Source organism: Natrinema caseinilyticum (assembly GCF_024227435.1).
In the GTDB taxonomy this organism is placed as follows: Archaea; Halobacteriota; Halobacteria; order Halobacteriales; family Natrialbaceae; genus Natrinema; species Natrinema caseinilyticum.
The window spans coordinates 756,877-777,101 of sequence record NZ_CP100445.1; the positions used below are offsets into that span (position 1 = coordinate 756,877).

19 protein-coding genes and 1 tRNA gene are annotated in these 20,225 nt (G+C 63.7%); 8 read left to right on the plus strand and 12 right to left on the minus strand.

The genetic code is table 11. The features are described from left to right. The first annotated feature begins 93 nt into the window (after positions 1-93). From NJT13_RS03680 to NJT13_RS03690, 3 genes are read left to right on the plus strand one after another with little or no spacing between them, the layout of a single operon-like run. Positions 94-498 (plus strand): universal stress protein, encoded by a 405-nt coding sequence (locus NJT13_RS03680; RefSeq protein WP_254524134.1) that lies wholly within the window; start codon positions 94-96, stop codon positions 496-498. 59 nt (positions 499-557) lie between these two features. Continuing rightward, complete coding sequence (locus NJT13_RS03685) at positions 558-740, plus strand: hypothetical protein (protein WP_254524135.1); 183 nt, start codon at positions 558-560, stop codon at positions 738-740. 22 nt (positions 741-762) lie between these two features. Beyond that, positions 763-1,260, plus strand: a complete 498-nt coding sequence (locus NJT13_RS03690) for a universal stress protein (RefSeq protein ID WP_254524136.1) — start codon at positions 763-765, stop codon at positions 1,258-1,260. A gap of 51 nt (positions 1,261-1,311) precedes the next feature. Here NJT13_RS03690 and NJT13_RS03695 read toward each other — a convergent pair whose 3' ends face one another. Further along, a complete protein-coding gene (locus NJT13_RS03695) occupies positions 1,312-1,638 on the minus strand; it encodes a DUF7344 domain-containing protein (protein WP_254524137.1) in 327 nt (108 codons plus the stop codon). Between the two features lie 175 nt (positions 1,639-1,813). Here NJT13_RS03695 and NJT13_RS03700 point away from each other — a divergent pair, with 175 nt between their 5' ends. Then, the gene (locus NJT13_RS03700; protein ID WP_254524138.1) at positions 1,814-3,148 is read left to right on the plus strand and encodes a TIGR00341 family protein; all 1,335 of its coding nucleotides are present in this window, start codon (positions 1,814-1,816) and stop codon (positions 3,146-3,148) included. Between the two features lie 151 nt (positions 3,149-3,299). Here the strand turns inward: NJT13_RS03700 and NJT13_RS03705 are convergent, their stop codons facing one another. The 8 genes from NJT13_RS03705 to NJT13_RS03740 form a co-directional block, all read right to left on the minus strand. Next, on the minus strand, positions 3,300-3,728 hold the full coding sequence (locus NJT13_RS03705) for a pyridoxamine 5'-phosphate oxidase family protein (protein WP_254524139.1): 429 nt from the start codon (positions 3,726-3,728) through the stop codon (positions 3,300-3,302). 71 nt (positions 3,729-3,799) lie between these two features. Then, positions 3,800-4,507 carry a DUF2238 domain-containing protein gene (locus NJT13_RS03710; protein WP_254524140.1) on the minus strand — a complete coding sequence of 236 codons (708 nt, stop codon included), beginning with the start codon at positions 4,505-4,507 and terminating at the stop codon, positions 3,800-3,802. 73 nt (positions 4,508-4,580) lie between these two features. Further along, entirely contained in the window at positions 4,581-5,201 is a 621-nt protein-coding gene (locus NJT13_RS03715; RefSeq protein ID WP_254524141.1) for a metal-dependent hydrolase, read from the minus strand. A 172-nt stretch (positions 5,202-5,373) separates the two neighbouring features. Next, on the minus strand, positions 5,374-6,270 hold the full coding sequence (locus NJT13_RS03720; protein ID WP_254524142.1) for a universal stress protein: 897 nt from the start codon (positions 6,268-6,270) through the stop codon (positions 5,374-5,376). 52 nt (positions 6,271-6,322) lie between these two features. Continuing rightward, positions 6,323-6,724 carry a universal stress protein gene (locus NJT13_RS03725; protein ID WP_254524143.1) on the minus strand — a complete coding sequence of 134 codons (402 nt, stop codon included), beginning with the start codon at positions 6,722-6,724 and terminating at the stop codon, positions 6,323-6,325. A 148-nt stretch (positions 6,725-6,872) separates the two neighbouring features. After that, positions 6,873-7,292, minus strand: coding sequence for a universal stress protein (locus NJT13_RS03730; RefSeq protein ID WP_254524144.1), 420 nt, complete (start codon positions 7,290-7,292; stop codon positions 6,873-6,875). 346 nt (positions 7,293-7,638) lie between these two features. Continuing rightward, positions 7,639-8,091 carry a MaoC family dehydratase gene (locus NJT13_RS03735; RefSeq protein WP_254524145.1) on the minus strand — a complete coding sequence of 151 codons (453 nt, stop codon included), beginning with the start codon at positions 8,089-8,091 and terminating at the stop codon, positions 7,639-7,641. A gap of 115 nt (positions 8,092-8,206) precedes the next feature. Further along, positions 8,207-9,529: an MFS transporter gene (locus NJT13_RS03740; RefSeq protein WP_254524146.1), complete on the minus strand. Its 1,323-nt coding sequence runs from the start codon at positions 9,527-9,529 to the stop codon at positions 8,207-8,209. A 335-nt stretch (positions 9,530-9,864) separates the two neighbouring features. Here NJT13_RS03740 and NJT13_RS03745 point away from each other — a divergent pair, with 335 nt between their 5' ends. Beyond that, positions 9,865-10,794 carry an NAD-dependent epimerase/dehydratase family protein gene (locus NJT13_RS03745; protein WP_254524147.1) on the plus strand — a complete coding sequence of 310 codons (930 nt, stop codon included), beginning with the start codon at positions 9,865-9,867 and terminating at the stop codon, positions 10,792-10,794. 56 nt (positions 10,795-10,850) lie between these two features. Here NJT13_RS03745 and NJT13_RS23245 read toward each other — a convergent pair whose 3' ends face one another. Further along, positions 10,851-11,015 carry an HVO_A0556 family zinc finger protein gene (locus NJT13_RS23245; RefSeq protein WP_340681183.1) on the minus strand — a complete coding sequence of 55 codons (165 nt, stop codon included), beginning with the start codon at positions 11,013-11,015 and terminating at the stop codon, positions 10,851-10,853. 497 nt (positions 11,016-11,512) lie between these two features. Between NJT13_RS23245 and ppc the strand changes: the two genes are divergently transcribed. The 3 genes from ppc (at position 11,513) to NJT13_RS03760 (ending at position 16,384) form a co-directional block, all read left to right on the plus strand. Further along, positions 11,513-14,203, plus strand: coding sequence for a phosphoenolpyruvate carboxylase (ppc, locus tag NJT13_RS03750; RefSeq protein WP_254524148.1), 2,691 nt, complete (start codon positions 11,513-11,515; stop codon positions 14,201-14,203). A 137-nt stretch (positions 14,204-14,340) separates the two neighbouring features. Beyond that, positions 14,341-14,425: transfer RNA gene (locus NJT13_RS03755), tRNA-Ser, on the plus strand. 327 nt (positions 14,426-14,752) lie between these two features. Further along, entirely contained in the window at positions 14,753-16,384 is a 1,632-nt protein-coding gene (locus tag NJT13_RS03760) for a 4Fe-4S ferredoxin N-terminal domain-containing protein (protein WP_254524149.1), read from the plus strand. 206 nt (positions 16,385-16,590) lie between these two features. On the opposite strand, the gene NJT13_RS03765 is transcribed toward NJT13_RS03760, so the two are convergent. Together NJT13_RS03765 and NJT13_RS03770 are read right to left on the minus strand one after the other, a co-directional pair. Continuing rightward, on the minus strand, positions 16,591-18,249 hold the full coding sequence (locus tag NJT13_RS03765) for a right-handed parallel beta-helix repeat-containing protein (protein WP_254524150.1): 1,659 nt from the start codon (positions 18,247-18,249) through the stop codon (positions 16,591-16,593). Between the two features lie 435 nt (positions 18,250-18,684). Further along, on the minus strand, positions 18,685-20,217 hold the full coding sequence (locus NJT13_RS03770; RefSeq protein WP_254524151.1) for a (R)-citramalate synthase: 1,533 nt from the start codon (positions 20,215-20,217) through the stop codon (positions 18,685-18,687). Positions 20,218-20,225: the final 8 nt, after the last annotated feature.

Genomic DNA, 20,225 nt, shown 5'->3' on the forward strand with positions numbered 1-20,225 from the left:
GGGTTCGCATCGTCGATATCTTCGACCGGCGGCGATCGGTTTTCGACCAACCTGTAACTTATATGTCTCGCCCTGTGGTGGATGTCCCCGTCTATGTACGATACGATCCTCGTCGCGACGGACGGAAGCGATCCCGCGACTCGGGCCACCGATCAGGCACTGGACCTCGCGTCGACGTTCGACGCGGACCTCCACGCCCTGTACGTCGTCGACACGCGCCGGTACGGGAGTTCGATGATGGCGGACGCGGACGCGGTCGCCGAGCAGCTGAAAGAGCAGGGACAGGGGATTCTGGCGGACATCGCGTCCCGGGCGGACACCGACGTGACGACCCAGGTTCGAAGCGGACAGCCCTCTCGCCAGATCGGTGAATACGCGAACGAGATCGATGCCGACTTGGTGGTCATCGGCAATCGCGGTCTCACCTCCGGTGGCGAAATCGGGAGCACCGCCGAACGAGTCGTCAGGTACGTCGACCGTCCAGTAATCACGGCCTGAGGCGCGTTAGCTGGAGGCGTGACTTCGCAGTCGGAATCGTCCCGGAAGTCGAACTCGAGGTGTTCGAACAGCGCCAGCGCCTCGAGAACTACGACGTCGGAGAACTCGTCACGCGACGCCCTTCGTACGGGATCTGGGAGATCGTGGTCACGGTCGACGTATCCGGCGTCCTCGCGCGTGGCCGTGTCTGTGACGCCCTCGGGGAAGCGAACGCGACCGCCGTCGCCCCTCGAAGTTATTGATCGAGAGCGAGAACCGACACGCATGACGTTCGTCGTTCCGTTTGATGGATCAGAACTGGCAGAAGCCGCCCTGGTCAGGGCGATCGAATACGGAAACGCACTCGAGGAGGACGTGACTGTCGTCTCGGTGATCCCCGAACGAACGCGATACGCGAGGGAGAAGGGCTGGATCGGCGAGGACGAGGAGTACGATATCCCGGCCGTACTCGACCGGCTTCGGGACCAGGTTCGATCGATCGCTCCCGATGCGACGTTCGAATACGAACGGATCCGGGAGTTCCCGCCGGAATCCCAGCTTGCAGATCACATCGAACGGCTGGTTCTCGAACACGACCCGAGCGTCGTCTTCCTCGGGAGCGACAACGTCGGTCGCGTCGTGACCCCGCTGACGAGCGTGGGTGTCCACGTCGCCGCCGACGAGGCCTACGACGTCTTCATCGTTCGACATCGTCATCCGCCCAAACTCGAGGCGATCGACCCGCACGGAGACTTCTACGACGACACGAACTCGGCATCGTAGATCCGTCAGCGGGGCGTTCGACCGGGCCGGGTCGCTCGTCGACCGGCCGATTCACGTCGCCCGTTCGATCGACCCCAGAACGTTCGATACGAGTTCACACTCGTAATATCGGATCGTCTCGGTGCGGGCGTCGTACTCGACGAGTCCGCGATCCTCGAGCAACGGCAAGTGGACGTGAGCGAGTTCCAGTGCCCAGTCGTCCTCGGTCGTCGGTAACGAATCGAGCAGCGTCTCACGATCCATCCAGTTTCCGGATGCCGATTCCAGAACTTCGATCACCGATCGACGACGGGAGTCAGCGAGCAGCGACAGGATCTCGTCGACCTCACACGTACATCGGACGGCTCCGTCCGAATGGAGGATCTGGCACTCGCACATGATCTTCGGTACTGTCCGAATCGACGTCGGTGGATAAAGCCACACAGCGTGTTCCCACAGAATGAAAGCAACCGGCTTTCCCGACCGTTCGTCGAGAGTGAACGTCACGCGATCTGACCGGTCGGTTTCGGAAGACGGCCCAGTATTATCGGTCCGATCGTCGTCAGGGAACCGCATGCGCTATCTCGAAATTACGGTCCCGAAGGGGCGTCGACAGGCCGTCATCGAAATCCTCGAAGCTGAGGGGGTCGACTACGTCGTCAGCGACGAAACGAGCGAGAGGGGATACACCGCGGTCATCCGATTCCCGCTCCCGACGCGGGCCGTCGAGCCGGTACTCGATCGACTGGCGGAGGCCGAGATCGACGGCGCGCGCGTCGTCGTTATCGACGCGGAGGCGGTCATCTCGCGGGATTTCGACGATCTGCTGGAGCGCTACAGCCACGGCGGGACGGGCGAACGCACCTCGCGCCAGGTCCTGCGGACGAAAGCCGACGAACTCACACCCGCGTTCTCGACGTACGTCGCCATGTTGGTGATCAGCGCCGTCGTCGCTACGGCGGGCCTGCTGTCGGACTCGCCCGCGATCGTCGTCGGATCGATGGTCATCGCACCGCTGGTCGGTCCCGCGCTCGCCGCCAACGTCGGTATCGTCACCGCCGACGACCACCTTCGAACGACCGGATTTCGCTACCAACTCGTCGGCATCGTCATCGTCATCGGGGCCTCGACCGTCCTCGCGTTGCTCGCACGGCTCGCCGGTCTCGAGCCGGCGGGGGTCGACATCGTGATCGTCGCCGAACTGGAAGAGCGAGTCTCTCCGAACCTCCTCTCGCTGGCCGTCGCGCTGGGCGCCGGTGTCGCCGGAATCCTGAGCCTCACGAGGGGGTTCTCGGAGGCGATCGTCGGCGTGATGATCGCAGCCGCGCTCATCCCGCCCGCGAGCGCCGTCGGAATTACGGTCGCGTGGGGGATGGACGGCGCCGCGATCGGTGCGTTCATCCTCGTCGTCGTCAACGTCCTGTCGATCAACGCCGCAGCGCTGGTCACGCTGTGGATCGCGGGCTATCGACCCCAGGGGCTGTTCGAGGTGTCCCCCACGCGCAGGCCGACGATCACGTACGCGGCTGTGTTCGGGGTTGCACTGCTCGTGCTCGCCGCACCCCTCGCCGGCATCACGCTGCTCGAGATCCGCACGACGCAACTGAAATCGACCGCCGAGGAAGAGGTCCTGACCGCCGTCGACGGCTCGGGATATCACGCGGGAGAGGATTCTGTCGAAGTGGTCCTCAACGACGACTATCCGATCCGATCGGTCGACCGCATCGTCGTCACGGTCACCGGGCGTGATCCCGGACCGCAACCGGCGCTCGGGGATCGAATATACGAGAACATCTCGGCACACGTGTCGGGTCCGCTCGTAGTCGAAGTTCGGTACATCGTCGCCGAAAGCCACGGGAACCGAACCGGTCAGCGAATGGTCGTCCACACCACGGGCGCCGATCCGTGACCGGCGCCTCGAGCGGGTGAGAACGTGGCCGCCAGCCGGCGCATCGACGCGACCACCGGGGGAACCCGATTCTCGGAGTCCAATCCGGCGATTCTCTCACGCCCGAGCAGCCATTTCACGGCGGAACCCACTCACGGTAACAGCAACACGGCTAGTCGACCGTCTCTCGACCGGCGACGGACGCCATCTCGAGTTCGTAGAGGTCGAACTCGACGTCTTCGACCGCTTCGTCGAATAGGTGAAACGGCGGGAACCACTCGTTGAGCGTCGCCTCGTCGACGTCGCGGTCTGACCTGGTGACCGGGCCGCGAATGTGGACGCTCCACGATCCGTCGGTCGCCCCGCCGTGACAGACGAACGTGGCGGTGTCGGTCGTTTTCAGGTACTGTCGCTTCGTCGCATCGTCGTGATAGCTCACCCGCAACAGGAGCCGGTCGCCGTCGTAGTGGTAGCTCAGCGGGACCGCGTACGCGTCGTCGTCGTCTGCCAGCGCGAGGACGCCGTGATCGCCCGTCCGCAGGCGCTCCTCGAGATCAGCTTCGTCCATTCCCGTCGTGTAGACGTAGTCGGCGTGTTCCATAGGGAAGGAAACGGGGCGAAGTACCAAGTAGGCTCACCCGGGTTCCGTTCGCGCCGCGATTTCGGATTCGATCACCGGGTTCGGCCGAAATATACGATCAGTGCCATGATCAGTGATCCCCCGAGGATCGCCGCGGCGCTTCCCACCAACAGTCGTCTCGTCGAACTGGGATATGCAGCCGCGACCGGGACGAAGAGCCGCAGGTCGAAGACGACGACGATCAGGGTCCCGACCACGTCGAAGACGAGGTCCGATGCGGTGTCACGCCACCCGTAGTAGACGAGGACGGGTTCGACGTCGTACCGCTCGCCGACTTCGCGGGCGACGAGTTCGATCAGTTCCCAGAAAACGCCGACGGCGATCATGAACAGGACCGTCATCGCAGCGACACCACTGGTCCACTGACCACCGGTGGCCGTCTCTCCGGCGACGACCACGAGACCGGCGTAGACCAGCGCCGCAACGAGCATCGCCGACACCGTGTGCGTAAGCGTATCCCACCACCGAACGGAGTCGTACGGCCCCAGCATGCCGATCGAATGCAGCAATCCCGCGACGGCGATCCACAGCGGAAGTGCCGGGCCGAAATCGACGGTCGTCGATCCACCCTCTCGAGCGAGCAACTCGACGAACAGCGGCAGGAAAACGGCGACGAAGGACACGAGCGCGTTCACGGCCGCGGCGACGTCCCGGCGGCGCATCGCGACGAGGAGGATAACGAGAATACAGCCCTGAAATATCACCACGCCGAGCGACGGAAGGCCGGAAATAAACCCCATTCGTTGCCTCGAATCACTGTCCCGAAGCTACTATAGTATTGTTGGACCGATTCCACCGATCGGAACCGGGCCCTCACTCGTCCAGATATCGCGTCGGGACGTACGCCAGGACGCGGGTCGGCAGGCTCGAGACCAGCTGGTCTTCGAAGAGTAGTTCCGCGATGGCAGGGAGGAGGCGACGGACCGCCGTGTACACGACCGCGACGGCCAGCGACGTCACGACGACCCATCGGAGAACGCCCTCGAGAGCGAACAACAACGGGACCGCGAGCGCAACCGAGAGCAAGAGGTCTTCGGGTGCCCCGTCGTAGCGAACCCATCTGTAGGGAGCGATCCACCGGTCGCGGTAGTGGTCGTACACGGCGCGGTCGGAAGTCGCTTCCCACGGGCGCAATTCGAGACCGCCGCCGAAGATATCCGTGACGCTGTGGACGGCCGCACCGAGGAGGAAAAACGCCGCGGCGGCCGTCAGAATCGACGGCACGAACACGGCTATCGGCACGGCCGCGAGCACGAACGCGGAGAAGTAGACGGGATAGTGAAGCGTCTTCCGATGGCCGACGTACATATCGAGGTCGGGGAACACGCCCCCCAGGAATCCCGCTCCGAGTGCCACGCCGGCGTACTCCGGCATCGCGAGCGCGTACGGAAGTGCGAGCAACAACCCGGTGAACGCGTGAGTCGGAAGCATCATCGTGTCGTATTACAAGGGACGGAACGGTTTCAACGCATCGGTGCGTTCGGTATCCTCCTGTTGACCGGCACAATCCCGTGTTACCCGGGCGATCGGTGGACTCGCCGGGTCCCAACAGTCCCGAACGGGCCACTGCGAGACGCACCCGACCACCGGAGCGTCGAACGAGCCGTTACCCCGGCCGTGCCACGACCAGTATCGGAACGTCGATCGTCCGCAACAGCGTCGAGGTCACGCTGCCGAGAACGCGGCGCTCGAGGTTCGATCGGCCGTGAGAACCCATGACGACCAGATCGATGCCGTGATCGGCGACGTACTCGCTGATTCCCGCGGCAGCACCGTCGAGTGCCGTCGTCCGAACGACGTCGGTCTCGACGTTCACGTCCGGTGCCGTCTCGGCGATCTCACTCGCGACCGCATCGACGGCGTCCCGTCCCTCCGCTTCGAGGCGCTCGATAAATTCCGTTTCGAGGCCGCCCGCGCTGAACATCCCGCCCGCGTTCTGTATGTCGACGACGTTCAGCGCGTGAACGGCGCCCCCGCAGTACTGAGCGATCGTCACGGCCGGGTTGGTTGCGGCCTCGGCGTTCTCACTGCCGTCCGTCGGAACGAGGAGGCGGGAGTAGTCCGTCGCCTTCGTCGTCGCTCCGTCGCCGTGGGGCACGACCAGAACCGGGATCTCACTCCGGTGAAGCACGTACTCGGTAACACCACCGAGGAGTCGCTTTCCGAGCCCCGTTAGCCCCTGTCTCCCGATGACGATCATCGTCGCGTCCCGTCGGGCAGCATACTCGCAAATCTGCTCGCCGGGCTTGCCGTCCGTCAGTTCGGTCCGCACCGGCTGCCCGAGGTCCGCCGCGATCTCCGCTATCTCCTCGAGAACAGACTCGCCTCGCTCGCGGAGTCGTTTCTGTTCGTCGGCCGACGTAGCGAGTCGGATCGATTTCTGCTCGACGACGTGTACCACGTCGACAGTCGCGTCGACGACGGTCGCTAGCTCGAGGCCCCGTGTTGCGGCCCGCTTGGATTCTTCGCTTCCGTCGACGGGGATCACGATATGGTCGACCATTCGTGTGGGGGTTCGGACCCAGCGACCTTCACTATTTGTGGCGGCCTCGTGCTCAGTCGACGACGAGGACCTGGGCCGTCGCCTCGTCGGCAACCTGTTTCGAGACGCTACCTCGAACGAGGTGGTCCAGTTCCCTGTGCCGCCCCATGACGATGAGATCGACGTCGTTTTCGGCCGCGTATCTCAGGATCGACTCGCCGCGAAGGCCGTGAGTCACGCACTGCTCGACGCGGTCGACCCCGGCTTCCATCGCACGGTCGCGTACGTACTCGACCGCCTGCTGCCCGATCGTCTCGAGGTCCGCGAACGTAATTCCCGGGGCGATTGCGGCAGAGTTGATCACGTACATCGTATGAAGCGTCGCGTCCTGATCGGCCGCGAGTTCGATGGCCTCGTCGATCGCTCGCTCGGTGTTCGTTCGCCCGTCGGTCGGAATGAGGATATCGTGGTACACACGACTCCGTCCACCGAGGATCGTGATAAAAACGGCGAGCCCATCCCCCCGTCTTCAGGCGGGGGCAGCGGAAGGCCGACCGAAACGCGGCCGAGATACCGCACGTGGGGAGTGCCGACCGGCCGAGGAGCCGACGTCGGGTGCCGGTTCAGGCGGTCAGAACCGGCCGATCCGCCGTTCGAACGACCCGTTCGGCGGTGCTACCGATCCTCTGGTCGCGGGTGTGACTCTGGCCCTGATACCCGATTACGATGAGATCCGCGTCGACATCCTCGGCACGCGCCAGAATTTCCTCCCAGGGGCGACCGTGACAGAGGCACGTCGACACCTCGGTTCCGTAGTTGTCGGCGCGCTCGGCCAGGTCAGTCAACAGGTCCTGACCGCGGTCCTCGAGTTCGTCGAGAACGATTTCGGTGCTGCTCAGCGCCGGTTCGCCGTACCGAAACGTCTCGACGCAGTAGAGGAGATCGATCTGCGCGTCGTATTCGTCTGCGAGGGCCAATGCGTGTTCGACGGCACGGTTCGCCGGATCGCTTCCGTCGGTGGGAACGAGGATCGTCTCGTACATTATCGGAACATCACGTACAACGAGAAATCGGCGCAAATAGCTTTCACCACACGACGTGACACGTCCGTCGCTCGGGTCGCCGCGAAAAAACGGGGCTCTCGCGTACGGCGACCGGCCGAGAACTTCCGTCCGGACGCCGGGTACCTCGAACCCGACGAGCCAATGTGCCTCGTCACCGGACACGTCGAAAGGGCTGACTCGCCGTCCGACACGACGCGTCTCGCCCACGGCCGATCCGGCGGTCGCGAGCACCGAACCGTCGGCGACGTCTTCGGTACCCGGGCGAACACTCCCCGAGCGGATCGTCACCTTCGAGTAGCGGACCGCCGACGCCCACCACCGCGACTCACTCCTCAGTTGGACTGCGACGCGCGATCATGCCGAGTCCGATCCACGAAATGACGACGTCGCCGTCCTGTGTGATCCCCTCGAGACGGCTGTCGACGTATCCCCGTCGGGGATCGCTTTCCGAGACTCGCTTGTCCAAAACCTCCGTGCGGATAGAGAGCGTATCCCCCGGCTTCACCGGTTGTTTCCACCGAAGTTCGTCGACCCCGCGGGCGCCCATGCTCGCTCGTTCCTGTATCGGGCCGTCGACGAGCATCCGCATGCAAATCGAGGCGGTGTGCCACCCCGACGCGACCAGTTCGCCGAAGGCCGACTCCGCGGCGGCGTCCTCGTCGACGTGGAACGGCTGCGGGTCGTAGCGCTCGGCGAACTCGATGATCTCCTCTTTCGTGACGTGATATTCGCCGAACTCCCGGGTTTCCCCGACCTCGATATCCTCGTAGTAGCGCATGGACGGCATATGGACGTTCCGACTGCAAGAACCTGTGGACCGAGGCAGAGCGGGTCGCCGAGACGACGACTCGAGGCGAGCCAGGTACGGACACCCGCCGGCCGGTTCCGGCCGGTCACCCCGTCGATCGGTCGATGTCGGTGTTCGACTCGAGCGTCCGTTCGTTTCGCGTCCGAACGGACAGGAGAATCGCACAGGTGGCGGCGATCAGCCCGGAAACCGTCGCGATCGTGAACGCGATCCGGTACCCGAACTCCGTGTAGACTCGTGCACCGTTGACGGTTTCACCGGTCCAGTAGGCATCGAGTGCGGCACCGAGAATAACGGGGAAGACGGCCGCACCGATCCAGGCCATCGTGTTGATCAGTCCGATGACGGTGCCGCTTGCCCCATCCGGGTGGCGTTCCTTGATGACGGTGTAGGCGAGCGGGATGCCCCCGCGCAGGACCCGCGAGAAGAGGAAAATCGCGCCGACGAGTATGAGGGGGACGGTACCGAACGCGGCGAAGACGCCCCAGGTCAGGCCGAAGACGAACGTCGAGAGGACGATGAGGCCGAATCGCTTGCCCGACCGGTCCGAGAGCCAGCCGAACAGCGTCGGGCCGACCATGCCGCCGACGTTGCCCAGGAGGAGGTATACCGACGCTTCCGTCACGGAAATGTCGTGCGTCTGGACGAGATAGGGAATCCCCCACAGGCCGAATATCGTGATCCCGATGCCGGTCATGAAAAAGAGCATGACGCCGAGCAACCACGTCTCGGGCTCTCGCACCGCGGCCCCCACGTACCGTTTGAGCGTCGCGGCCGATGTCACGTTCGGCCGGTTCGGGACGTTTTCGATCGGTGGCAGGTCGGCGGCCGACGGCGAATCGTGCGAGAGCAGGGTGATACCGACCGCGACCGCGAGCCCGACCGCGCCGAGACCGATCATCGCGGACCGCCAGCCGACGGTCGTGACGGCCACTGCCAGCGGCGTCGTCGCCGCCAACCCGCCCAGTATGCCCACGCTGAAGGTCACACCCGTCATCGTGGCGAACTCGTCCGGACGGAACCAGTTCGCACAGAACCGGAGCGCCGCGACGAACAGGACGCTCGCACCCATCCCGATCAGCAGCCGTCCGACGAACGCCAGCCCGTACGTCGGTGAGAGGCCGAAAACGAGCGCGCCGACGCTCATCAGTATCGTCCCCGCTGCGGCGATCACGCGCGATCCGTACCGGTCCGCGAGCAGACCGGCCGGTACCTGAAAGACCGCATAGAGATAGAAAAACGACGAGTGTAATAAGCCGAGACTCGTCCCCGTCGTGTCGAACGACCGCATCAACTGTTCCGACAGGACCGCGGTCGACGAGCGGTGGAGGCTCACCAGGAAAAACGCCGAGACCAGCACACCCCACCCAATCCATCGCCGACGATACGGATCCGAGAGCGCGTTCACCTGCAGAAATTTGGTACCAGTTTTATTAAAACTAGGTCTCAATCGGGAGTTTCGGCGTCGCCGTGAGAGCGCCCCGTTCGCAGCTATCCGACGGCCGAGTCTCCCCCATCGCTCGATCCGGGACGCGTTCGATGGCGAGAACGGCCGAACGCCGACGAAGCCGGGCGAGCGGTAACGGAGCCGGTCCAGCGCCGACGGAATCGAGCGGGCGGTAACCGGGTCGTCGAATACCGACCGGAACGGGCGACGTCTGCGAACCGTCGGTCACCCCCTCGATCGCCGACGGCGCCTGGGGCTTTCAAAACACCTATGCAACGCCAAACTGGGGTTTCGATATGGACCTCGAGGACCACTCCGTTCTCGTCACCGGCGGGGCGGGCTTTATCGGATCGAACCTGGCGAACCACCTCTCGGATGCCAACGACGTGACCGTCGTCGACGACTGCTATCTCGGAACGCCGGACAATCTGGCCGACGACGTCGAATTCGTCGACGCGAGCGTTCTGGACGACGATCTACCGACCGACGTCGACGTCGTATTCCACCTGGCGGCGCTGTCCTCGTACGCGATGCACGAGGACGACCCCACGACCGGCGCCCGGGTGAACGTCGAGGGCTTCGTCAACGTGGTCGAACAGGCCCGACAGGACGGGTGCGAGACCGTCGTCTACGCCTCGACGTCGTCTATCTACGGGAGCCGAACTGAACCCTCTCCCGAGGAGATGGACGTCAGCGTCAACACCGGCTACGAGGCCTCGAAGCTCGCCAGAGAACGGTACGGCGAGTACTTCTCGAATCACTACGACATGACGGCGGCCGGCATGCGCTTCTTTTCCGTCTACCAGGGCTACGGCGGTGCCGAAGAACACAAGGGCGAGTACGCGAACGTGATCGCGCAGTTCGCCGACGACATCGCCAACGGGGAGCCACCCGTGTTGTACGGCGACGGTACACAGACCCGGGACTTCACTCACGTCTCCGATATCGTCCGCGGACTCGAGTTCGCCGCGCTCTCCGAACTCGACGGCATCTACAACCTCGGCACCGGTGACGCCTACGACTTCAACACGGTCGTTGCGATGATCAACGACGAACTCGGAACCGATGTGGAACCGGAATACGTCGACAATCCGATTCCGGAGTCCGTCTACGTTCACGACACCTGCGCCGACGCCTCGAAGATCCGGGCGGAGACCGGTTGGGAACCACAGATCGATTTCCAGGAGGGTATCCGACGGGTCTGTGCGCAGTACACGACCGACTAGCGGATCACAGCCCCCTCGTAGCCAATCGGTACGGAACCGTCCCGATAACGGGGCGGCTACCACAGTTGGATCTGTGGCGTCTCGCAGGCCGAACAGACCATCGACAGGTTCCCTTTGTACGTCCCCCGCTCGAGCGTGCCACTCGCACAGTACTGACACTCTTCGCCCTCCAATCGAGATAGGAGTCTTGAATCGTTCGAACGACGTTCTATAACGTGCATAATTGAATAAGTCCAATAACACTTTTTACTCAAATAATTTCTGGGGTGGTGTCTCGAATACGAGGTCGTCACGCGCAACAGAACCGACACCGATACGTGGCTCCTCGAATTCGACTGGTCGGTTCCGCGACGGTCGGATCGGCGGTCACGGGTGGTCCGCGATCGACTCGTCCAAAACAATTGAAACGCGTGTGGGATTCTGTGTAGTCTCGCACCGACATCCGCGATCGCCGTCGATATCGGAACGCTTGGTGCGCACGTCACGGGTTTGCGGGCGACGCGGTACGCCCGGGCCGATCCCCTTTAGTTCTGATACTGATTGGCCCGGCAGTCCTGATACGGCTCCTTCCCCAAATCGGCCACGAACAACCGATCAGGACCGGATACAGCGTCGGTCTCGATTCCGGTTCTCAATAAATATTGTCATGAAAAACGATGGATGAACTGGCGGTTGTCCTTGCAAGGAGTTTTTAGTATGGCACGCTCATTCTCGCGATATGCGACTCCACAACAGAGACGTCCGACAGGACGTCCGCGAACTCGGCGCCTTGCTCGGGGACGTCCTCGAGGACCAGACCTCTCGTCGATCGTTCGAGACGGTCGAGTCGTGTCGGCGGGCCGCGATCGATTACCGATCCGGGGAACTCGAGTCTCGGACGCCACTGATCACGGAACTCGAAGGACTGTCGCCCCACCAACAGCGGATCGTCGCCCGCGCGTTTACGACCTACTTCGAGTTGATCAACCTCGCGGAGGAGCGCGAACGGGTCCGCACGATCCGGTCTGACTCCCACGACGGATCGTTGGACGACAGTCTCGAGACCGCGGCCGAGGAACTCGGCGAAGCTGACGTCGAGACGGTCGAGCAGGTCCTAGACGACGTGTTGATCGAACCGACGTTCACCGCACACCCGACCGAGGCCCGGCGCAAGACGGTCAAATCGAAGCTTCGAACGATCTCGACCTATCTCGAGACGCTCGACGAACGCCTGCTGACCAACAAAGAAGAGAGCCAGGTCTGGCGGGACGTCGACGCCGAGGTGACGAGCCTCTGGCAGACGCCCCAGGTCCGCAATCGACAGCCGGAGCCCGAAGACGAGGCGCGCAACGTCCAGTGGTACCTCGAGAATACGCTGTTCGAAGTCGTCGGTGAAGTGTACGACGAACTGGACGACGCCATCGATGCGGAAGTCCCCGGCAACCTCGAGATTCCGAAACTCTTCGAGTTTCGCTCGTGGGCGGGAAGCGACCGCGACGGCAATCCCTACGTGACCCCCGAGGTCACCGCAAACACGCTCGAGCGCCAGCGGTCGGTCATCCTCGAGCGGTACCGCGAACAGCTCAAGCGGCTCTCGGGCGTCTTGAGCCAGGACGGCAGTCGGATCGATGCCGGGTCGGCGTTCCAGGCCTCGCTCGAGGAAGACCGAGATCGATTGCCCGGCAGCGCCCGCACTGCCGAACAGCGGTATCCGGACGAGCCCTACCGACAGAAGCTCAAGCTCATGCGCGAACGGCTCCGGCGCGTCGGCGACGTCCGACCGGGCGGCTACGACGAGGCTGACGAACTCCTCGAGGATCTCTCGGTCATCGCCGAGAGCCTGCGCAACAACGGTGCCGAAAGCGTCGTCGACGCCCACGTCGATCCGATCCGGCGCCAGGTTGCGACCTTCGGGTTCTCCCTGGCGAGCCTCGACCTGCGGGACCATCAGCAAAAACACACCGACGCCATCGCCGAGGCCCTGGAGACCGAGGGCATCGACTATCACGACCTCTCGGAGGACGAGCGCGTCGAGTTCCTGACCGACGCCGTCCTCCAGGACGAACCGGTACTCGATCTCGGCGACACCGACGGCCTGTCGGAGGAGTCGGCGCGCGCCCTCGAACTGTTCGATAGTCTCGCGGAGTGGCAGACCGAGTACGGCGTCCACGCGATCGACACCTACTGCATTTCGATGACCGAGGAGCCGAGCCACGTCCTCGAGGTGCTGTTCCTCGCCGATCAGGCCGGCGTGATTTCTCTCCCCGAACACGCCGGAATCGACATCGTTCCCCTCCTCGAGACCGAGTACGCGCTCTCCGGTGCGCGTCGGATCATGGGGACGCTGTTCGAGAACGAGGCCTACGCGCAAGCGCTCGAGGCCCGCGGCCGGACCCAGGAAATCATGCTCGGCTACTCGGACTCGAACAAGGAAAACGGCTTCCTCGCGGCCAACTGGTCGCTGTACAAGAACCAGCGTCGGCTTGGAGAGATCTGTGACGATTTCGACGTGACCATGCGGCTGTTCCACGGCCGCGGCGGCTCGATCTCGCGAGGCGGCGGGCCGATGAACGAGGCGCTCCTGGCGCTTCCGAACTCGACCGTGACGGGCCAGGTCAAGTTCACCGAACAGGGCGAGGCCATCGCCGAGAAGTACGCCAATCCGCGCATCGCCGAGCGCAACATAGAGCAGATGCTCAACGCCCAGCTCAGGGCGCGAAAACGTGCGATGGACCAGCCTGAGGAGGAGATCCGCGAGGAGTGGATCGACGCGATGGAAACCATGGCCGACGTCGCCCGCCAGGAGTATCGCGATCTCCTCGAGAGCGACGGCTTCGTCCGGTACTTCGAGCAGGCGACGCCGATCACCGTCATCGAGGATCTGGATCTGGGGTCGCGCCCGGCCTCTCGGTCCGGCGAACGGACCGTCGAAGATCTGCGGGCGATCCCGTGGGTGTTCTCCTGGACCCAATCGCGGTGTATCCTGCCGGGGTGGTACGCCATCGCGACGGGCCTCGAGGCCTATCTGGACGATGGTGGCTCGATGGAAACGCTCCAGACGATGTACGACGAGTGGCCGTTCTTCCGAACGACGCTGGATAACGCGGCGCTGTCGCTTTCGCGTACCGAACTCGAGATCGCCGACCGATACGCCGACATGGCCGACTCCGAGCTTCGAGAGCGGTTCTTCCCACGAATAACCGACGAGTACGAGCGGGCGGCCGATCTGATAACGGAAATCGGCCAGCGCGACCGACTGCACACCCGCGACTGGCTCGGTGAGAACCTCGAACGTCGGAACCCCTACGTCGATCCGCTCAACCTGCTCCAGGTGTATCTGCTCGATCGGACCCACCGAACCGACATCGAAGAACGGACGCTTCGGCTGACCGTCAAGGGGATCGCCGCCGGGATGAAGAACACCGGATAAGCGTCGTTCGGCCCGAGTCGGATCGCCGATCGGTCGGTCCGACCGGTCTCGAGTCAGTCGGTCTCGAACGCGAATCGGTCACAGGCGCAGCGACGAATCGAAACGGGTAAAAACGTCTCTCGAGTAGCAGTGAGTGAGCCGAGATAGCCTAGCCCGGCCAAGGCGGCAGATTCGAAATCTGCTGTCCTCACGGACTCGGGAGTTCAAATCTCCCTCTCGGCGTTTTGCTGCGGCAGACGACGAACGGGGCGAGTCGTCCGTATTCGGGCCGCGGAGCCACGTGGAGGCTCGGAGGGTGTCGCGAAGCGACGGGTAGTACGCGGTGTTACGATCGAAGAGCGGCGGCGCGACGTCGAGTGTGACTACTCCCCGCTCGAGAACCGTCGCTGCAGAGCCATCGTCCGGGAGACCAGGAGACGACTGGACGGAAGGCGGTCACCCGTCATGCGCAAGGGCGGCTTCTAAGCGAATTCTTGTGGTACGGATTGCGATACGAGAAACCAATGTCCGTACTTCCACATTCGACCGACGATGCGGGGGGTGGGTGCGATGGGTTCTGACGACACTCGCGACGACCCCGCCAAGGAGGAGACATTTCATCCGCTCGGCGAGGCGTGGCAGGACGACCTCGAGGACATGCTCGACGACACCGAGTACGATACCGAACTCGGGATGGAGATGGGAAAAGACGCCATGCGGGTGACGAAAGGCGAGCTCTCCGAGGAGGAGTTCCACGAGCGGTACCACGAGGACGTACTGGAGGAGTTCGACGAGGACGAGCGGCCGATCGCCAGTCCGGACGACGTCGACGAGACGGAGTCGAAATCGTTGCTCTCGTCACTCACCGGCGACGAGTCCCGTCGGGAGGTGCTCAAGAAGGGCGCTGCCGGTGCCGGGTTCGCCAGCCTCGGCTGGGGAGCCGTCGACCAGCAGGAGCCGGAGTCGGAACAGGCCGTCGAAGACCCGGGCGAAGTCCACATGGACGAGGACGAAACCCAGTGGGGAATGACGATCGACCTCGAGTACTGCGACGGCTGTCTCTCCTGCGTGACCGCCTGCAACGCGGAGCACCAGTGGGACGAGGGGGCGAACTGGATGTACGTCCTCGCCTACGAGGACGGGAACGTCGAATCGCCGGAACCGGACAACTACGACAACGTTGAGGACTTCAACTACCTCGTTCGCCCCTGCCAGCACTGTACCGACGCGCCCTGCGAGAAGGTGTGTCCGACGACTGCCCGCCACACCCGCGAACGCGGTGGCCTGGTGCTGACCGACTACGACGTCTGTATCGGCTGTCGATACTGCCAGGTGGCCTGTCCGTACGGCGTCAACTACTTCCAGTGGGAAGATCCGAACGTTCCGGAGGAAGAACTCGATCCGGAGGGAGTCTACGACTATCGCGACCGACGGGTGAGCCGGCGCGCACCCCGCGGGGTCATGTCGAAGTGCATCTTCGACCCGGCTCGGCAGGATGGTAATCAGGGCGATCAACTGGTCGGCACCACGGCCTGCGAACAGGCCTGCCCGCCGCAGGTGATCCAGTTCGGCGACAAGAACAATCCCAACAGCGATCCGGAGCGCTACCGGGACAACCCGGCCAGAGCGCGCACCTTGATCCGGTTGAATAGGAGCCTGCCATCGCCGAACGAACTTCCATCCATGCTCGAGGGCGTCGATTCGACCGTCGATGCGGTGTCCGAATCCGTCGAGGGGCTCGACGAGCAGGCCATCGCCCTCACGACAGCGGTCCTGCTTACGACCGTGGACTACGACGAGGAGGCACCGCCGGGCGATACCCTGGTGGAATACGAAACGACGGTTCTCGAGGTCGCGGAAGTCCTGCAAAATCACGGGATCGCACTCGAGAGTCAGGAGGTCCTCACCCAACTTGGCCTGACGGTCGATCAGTTCCAGGGACCGATGGAAGACGTACCGGTGGACACACGCGAGGAAGTCGCACAGGAGCTATTCAAGGACTACATCGACCCGCCGGACAACGAGTACGAACTCCTCGCGGACATGGGGACGAACCCGAACGTCACCTACCTCGGGAAAGAACCCGGACCGAACGCCCACCAGGTCCCCGGCCCGACGTCCTACCAGGAGGTCGGCCAACTCGATAAACGGCAGGAGGCGCTCGACGACAGAACGGTCGGCCTGGGCTTTCGAAACGAATGACGCTCGATCGCCGTCCGAAATCGAGGGTCCGGTTCGGCGACGAACGACAGCCGTCCGACCCACGAACACCTTCCGGCGGACCAAGTTACCCCACTGGCGAACCAACAGACTCGCCCTCGAGTCCGGACCAACCGGTCCGCCCTGGAGTCGTATGACGAGGTCCGTCGGGACGAAGGACCCCCTCGAGTCCGCTCCGCGAACGCGGCTCAGACGTCGAAGCCGAAGTTGAAGCCGCCCTCCCACTGGAGACGCTGACCCCGGAACCTGGTGTTTCCGCCGTGACGGTTGCCGACCCACAGTACTCTCTCGAGCGTGGTATCGGGATCGCTCATCACGAGTCCGTCGAAGCGCGAGTGGGTGACGTTGTGGTTCTCGCCGGTTTCGTCGAATCGGAGGCTGGCCCCGTCCGCATCGATCGTGACGTTGTCGAGGGTGAGCCGATCGATATCGCCGTCCCCGTCGGTGACGAAAACGCCGTGTCGATCCGTGGCGGATTGCGGTTCGATATCGATCTCACAGTTCGTGAATGTGACGTTCGAGGACCCGACGTAGACCGCGTAATCCGAAATCGTCGGACTCGAGCGGTCGGTGATCGTACAGCTATCGAAGTAGGTTGGCGCCGAGTCGTTGTCGTCGATCCGGATCGCACGACCGTTGGTTCCGCGGTCGGTGATGTGGACGTCGGTCAGCCGTGCCGGTCCGTCCTGGGTCAGGCGGATGATCTCGGTGTCCTTCTGGATCTGATTGTTTACCATGAGTTGGGAGACCAACTGACCGCCGCCGTTCTCGATCCAGAGCCCGGACCAGGGGTATTCCGACGGTTCGGTCATCGTGATGTGACAGTTTTCGACGCGGTCGTTCGCGCCGATTCGGATCCCTGCACCGGTGCAGTTCCGAACGTGACAACCTCTCACGATGTTTCGGCCGTCGTTACCCGACACGTAGATCCCGTTGTTGATGTAGTTCGAAACCTGGCAGCTTTCCCAGATGTTCGTCCCGTGGTTGTATACGTTCGCGGCGAAGGGGATCGCGTGGCCGACGTGAGACGGTCGGTCGTACTCCGTATCGCCGTTGTTGAGGGTACAGCCGCGGATGATGTTGGTGGTCGAGTACCGGACTCCGTCGACCATGATCGTGTACAGGTCCCCACCGTAATCGGGATTCAGCCTGTCGCGCTGGCCGCGCATCGAGACGTTCTCGATGTGACTGAAGTTGTAGGTATACCAGCGGGCGATTCCGGCGTCGTACTCGCCGCGGATGTCCACCTGAAGGTCGGTCATGACCGTCCGCTGTGCGTGCGGAAGCGACGGGTCCACCGTTCCGACGGTCATCAGACGATCGACGTCCTGATCGGTTACTTTGAGGACGGCGAACGGGCACCCGACGAGCCCGAAGTATTCGTGGGCCTCGAGGTGGATGTTGTCCGTTTCGACGTGCCAGATTCCGGGAGGGATCTCGTACCGGTGGTTTCGCTCCGTCGGTCGGAACGACGAATAGTGATCGTAGATCGCGGCCATCAGGTCGTCCTGTTCGGGTTCGACGCCGAGATCGTCGCGTACGTTGACGACGTTCGGATTCCGATTTACGGTGGCGTCGACGGTGACGGAGTCGTCGCCGGACTGAGTCGCAGTGAGCGAGTCGTCGAAATTCAGGTGCGCAACGGTCGAATCGATCATCGTTCCAGAGTCGCTCACGGCGAGTCCCGCGCCGTTGGACTGTGCCGACGCGACTCCCGATGACCCCATCGCCGCCCCCCCGGTGAGGGCACCGCCGATGCCGAGGGCACCGAGCAAGCCCATGTACGAACGTCGCGAGGTCTCACCGGCTGTGTCGGTCGATTGGTCGGACTGGTAATTGTCTTTCATCGCAACCGAACAGTCATGATTTCTCGGGATTTGTTATAGATCGTCTACCGACGTTTGAGACGCTGCGAACCGATATCGGCCCGTTTCTCCCGTGCAACCGTTACCATCGTTGTCGGTAGGTTCCCACACACCGGTTCGTCACGATTCGACCGCCGTCCTGGAGAAAGAGGTGACTAGATCTCGTTTGGCGGCGCAATCTCGACGGCAGGGCGCGTCGGATCCGGGCAGCGGCCGCCAGTGTCGAACGCGGGCGAAATCGATCGACGTCGAAGCGAGCTAACAGGTAGACGGCAGGTTCGGTCGTGTGTCCGGTCGTCAGTTCGTCCGGTCCAGCGTTCGAGATCCGTTCGATCCGACCGAAATCGGTCGCTGGAACCGGTCGAGAATCGTGTCCTTCGAGCGGCGCCGGCGGACGGCGTCAGGCGGTCGCCAGCGTCAGTCGTCGGCCGGGGTCAGCGGCTGCTGGTCGGCCGCGAGCAGTCGGTCGAGCGCGTCGACCATCGCCTTCACGCTCGCACGCGTGATGTCGGCCTCGCTTCGCGCGACGGTCACCGACCGGTCGTTTCGGGCCATCGTCACTTCGACGGTGACCACGGCGTCGGTGCCGCCCGTGACCGCATCGACGTGGTAGGACTCGAGTTCGGCGTCGGCCATCGAGCCGAGTGCCTCGCGGACGGCGGAGACGGCCGCGTCGACGGGGCCGGATCCGGTGCCGCTTGCGACTCGCTCCTCGCCGTCGACGTCGAGGCGGACGCTCGCGGTCGGGACGGCACCGCCGCTGGTGGCGGTCAGGTCGAGCAGGTCGACGACGCGGGTGCGGTCATCGCCGGTGACGTCTTCGGCCACGGCAAGCAGGTCCGCATCGGTCACCCGACGACCGCGGTCGCCGAGTTCGGTCACCCGCGTCGCGATCTCGGCGATCTCGTCGTCGTCGGCCGCCACGCCGTGCTCCTCGAGTGCCGCTTTGACGCCCGCTCGGCCGGTGTGTTTGCCGAGGGCGAGCCGTCGCTCGCGGCCGACGGTCTCGGGCGCGTACGGCTCGTACATCTTGTCGTCTTTCAGCGTTCCGTCGGTGTGGATGCCGCTCTCGTGGGTGAACGCGTTCTCGCCGATGACGGCCTTGTTCGGCGGAAGCTGGACGCCCGTCGCTCGGGAGACGATCTGAGCGAGATCGTATATCTCCTCGAGTGCGAGCGTTTCGACGCCGTAGACGTGCGACAGCGAGATCGCGACCTCCTCGAGGGCGACGTTACCGGCTCGTTCACCCAGCCCGTTGACCGTACAGTGGACGAGGTCGGCACCGGCCGAGACCGCAGCGAGCGCGTTTGCCACCCCCAGCCCGAGGTCGTCGTGTGTGTGCGCGCTGACCGGACCGATTTCGCCGAGACGAGAGACCGCCTCGCGCGTCCGTTCCGGTCCGGCGTGACCGACCGTGTCGGCGAAACAGTACCGCTCAGCGCCCGCGTCGAAGGATACTTCGGCCAACTCCTCGAGGTAGTCGAGGTCGGCCCGCGAGCCGTCTTCCCCGAGGGCCTCGACCCAGAGTCCGTGGTCTTTGGCGTACGAGACGATCTCAGCGGTTTTCTCGAGATTGTCCTCGCGAGAGGTCCCGACCTTTCGTTCGACGTGACGATCGCTCGACGGAACGACGATGGTAACGCCGTCGACGTCGCAGTCGAGCGCGAGGTCGACGTCGGCTTTCATCCCGCGACAGAAACTCGTCACTCGAGCGTCGAGATCGAGGTCCGTCACCCGGGAGATGGCCTGTCGCTCACCCGCGCCGGTACAGGCGCTGCCGGCTTCGATGACGGCGACACCGGCCCGCTCGAGCGACCGGGCGATCTCGACTTTTTCGTCCGGTGAGAGCGAGACGCCGGGCGCCTGTTCGCCGTCGCGAAGCGTCGTGTCGAGAAGTTGTACTTTACGGTCCGATGCGATCGTCTGTTCGGCGGAGTGACTTACAGGCAAGAGTGGTG

What these genes read in the sequence shown, in the direction of transcription:
- NJT13_RS03680 (WP_254524134.1), top strand. Translation starts at nt 94, where the DNA reads ATGTACGATACGATCCTCGTCGCGACGGACGGAAGCGATCCCGCGACT.
- NJT13_RS03690 (WP_254524136.1), top strand. Translation starts at nt 763, where the DNA reads ATGACGTTCGTCGTTCCGTTTGATGGATCAGAACTGGCAGAAGCCGCC.
- NJT13_RS03695 (WP_254524137.1), bottom strand. Translation starts at nt 1,638, where the DNA reads ATGTGCGAGTGCCAGATCCTCCATTCGGACGGAGCCGTCCGATGTACG.
- NJT13_RS03700 (WP_254524138.1), top strand. Translation starts at nt 1,814, where the DNA reads ATGCGCTATCTCGAAATTACGGTCCCGAAGGGGCGTCGACAGGCCGTC.
- NJT13_RS03705 (WP_254524139.1), bottom strand. Translation starts at nt 3,728, where the DNA reads ATGGAACACGCCGACTACGTCTACACGACGGGAATGGACGAAGCTGAT.
- NJT13_RS03710 (WP_254524140.1), bottom strand. Translation starts at nt 4,507, where the DNA reads ATGGGGTTTATTTCCGGCCTTCCGTCGCTCGGCGTGGTGATATTTCAG.
- NJT13_RS03715 (WP_254524141.1), bottom strand. Translation starts at nt 5,201, where the DNA reads ATGATGCTTCCGACTCACGCGTTCACCGGGTTGTTGCTCGCACTTCCG.
- NJT13_RS03720 (WP_254524142.1), bottom strand. Translation starts at nt 6,270, where the DNA reads ATGGTCGACCATATCGTGATCCCCGTCGACGGAAGCGAAGAATCCAAG.
- NJT13_RS03730 (WP_254524144.1), bottom strand. Translation starts at nt 7,292, where the DNA reads ATGTACGAGACGATCCTCGTTCCCACCGACGGAAGCGATCCGGCGAAC.
- NJT13_RS03735 (WP_254524145.1), bottom strand. Translation starts at nt 8,091, where the DNA reads ATGCGCTACTACGAGGATATCGAGGTCGGGGAAACCCGGGAGTTCGGC.
- NJT13_RS03745 (WP_254524147.1), top strand. Translation starts at nt 9,865, where the DNA reads ATGGACCTCGAGGACCACTCCGTTCTCGTCACCGGCGGGGCGGGCTTT.
- NJT13_RS23245 (WP_340681183.1), bottom strand. Translation starts at nt 11,015, where the DNA reads ATGCACGTTATAGAACGTCGTTCGAACGATTCAAGACTCCTATCTCGA.
- ppc (WP_254524148.1), top strand. Translation starts at nt 11,513, where the DNA reads ATGCGACTCCACAACAGAGACGTCCGACAGGACGTCCGCGAACTCGGC.
- NJT13_RS03760 (WP_254524149.1), top strand. Translation starts at nt 14,753, where the DNA reads ATGGGTTCTGACGACACTCGCGACGACCCCGCCAAGGAGGAGACATTT.
- NJT13_RS03765 (WP_254524150.1), bottom strand. Translation starts at nt 18,249, where the DNA reads ATGAAAGACAATTACCAGTCCGACCAATCGACCGACACAGCCGGTGAG.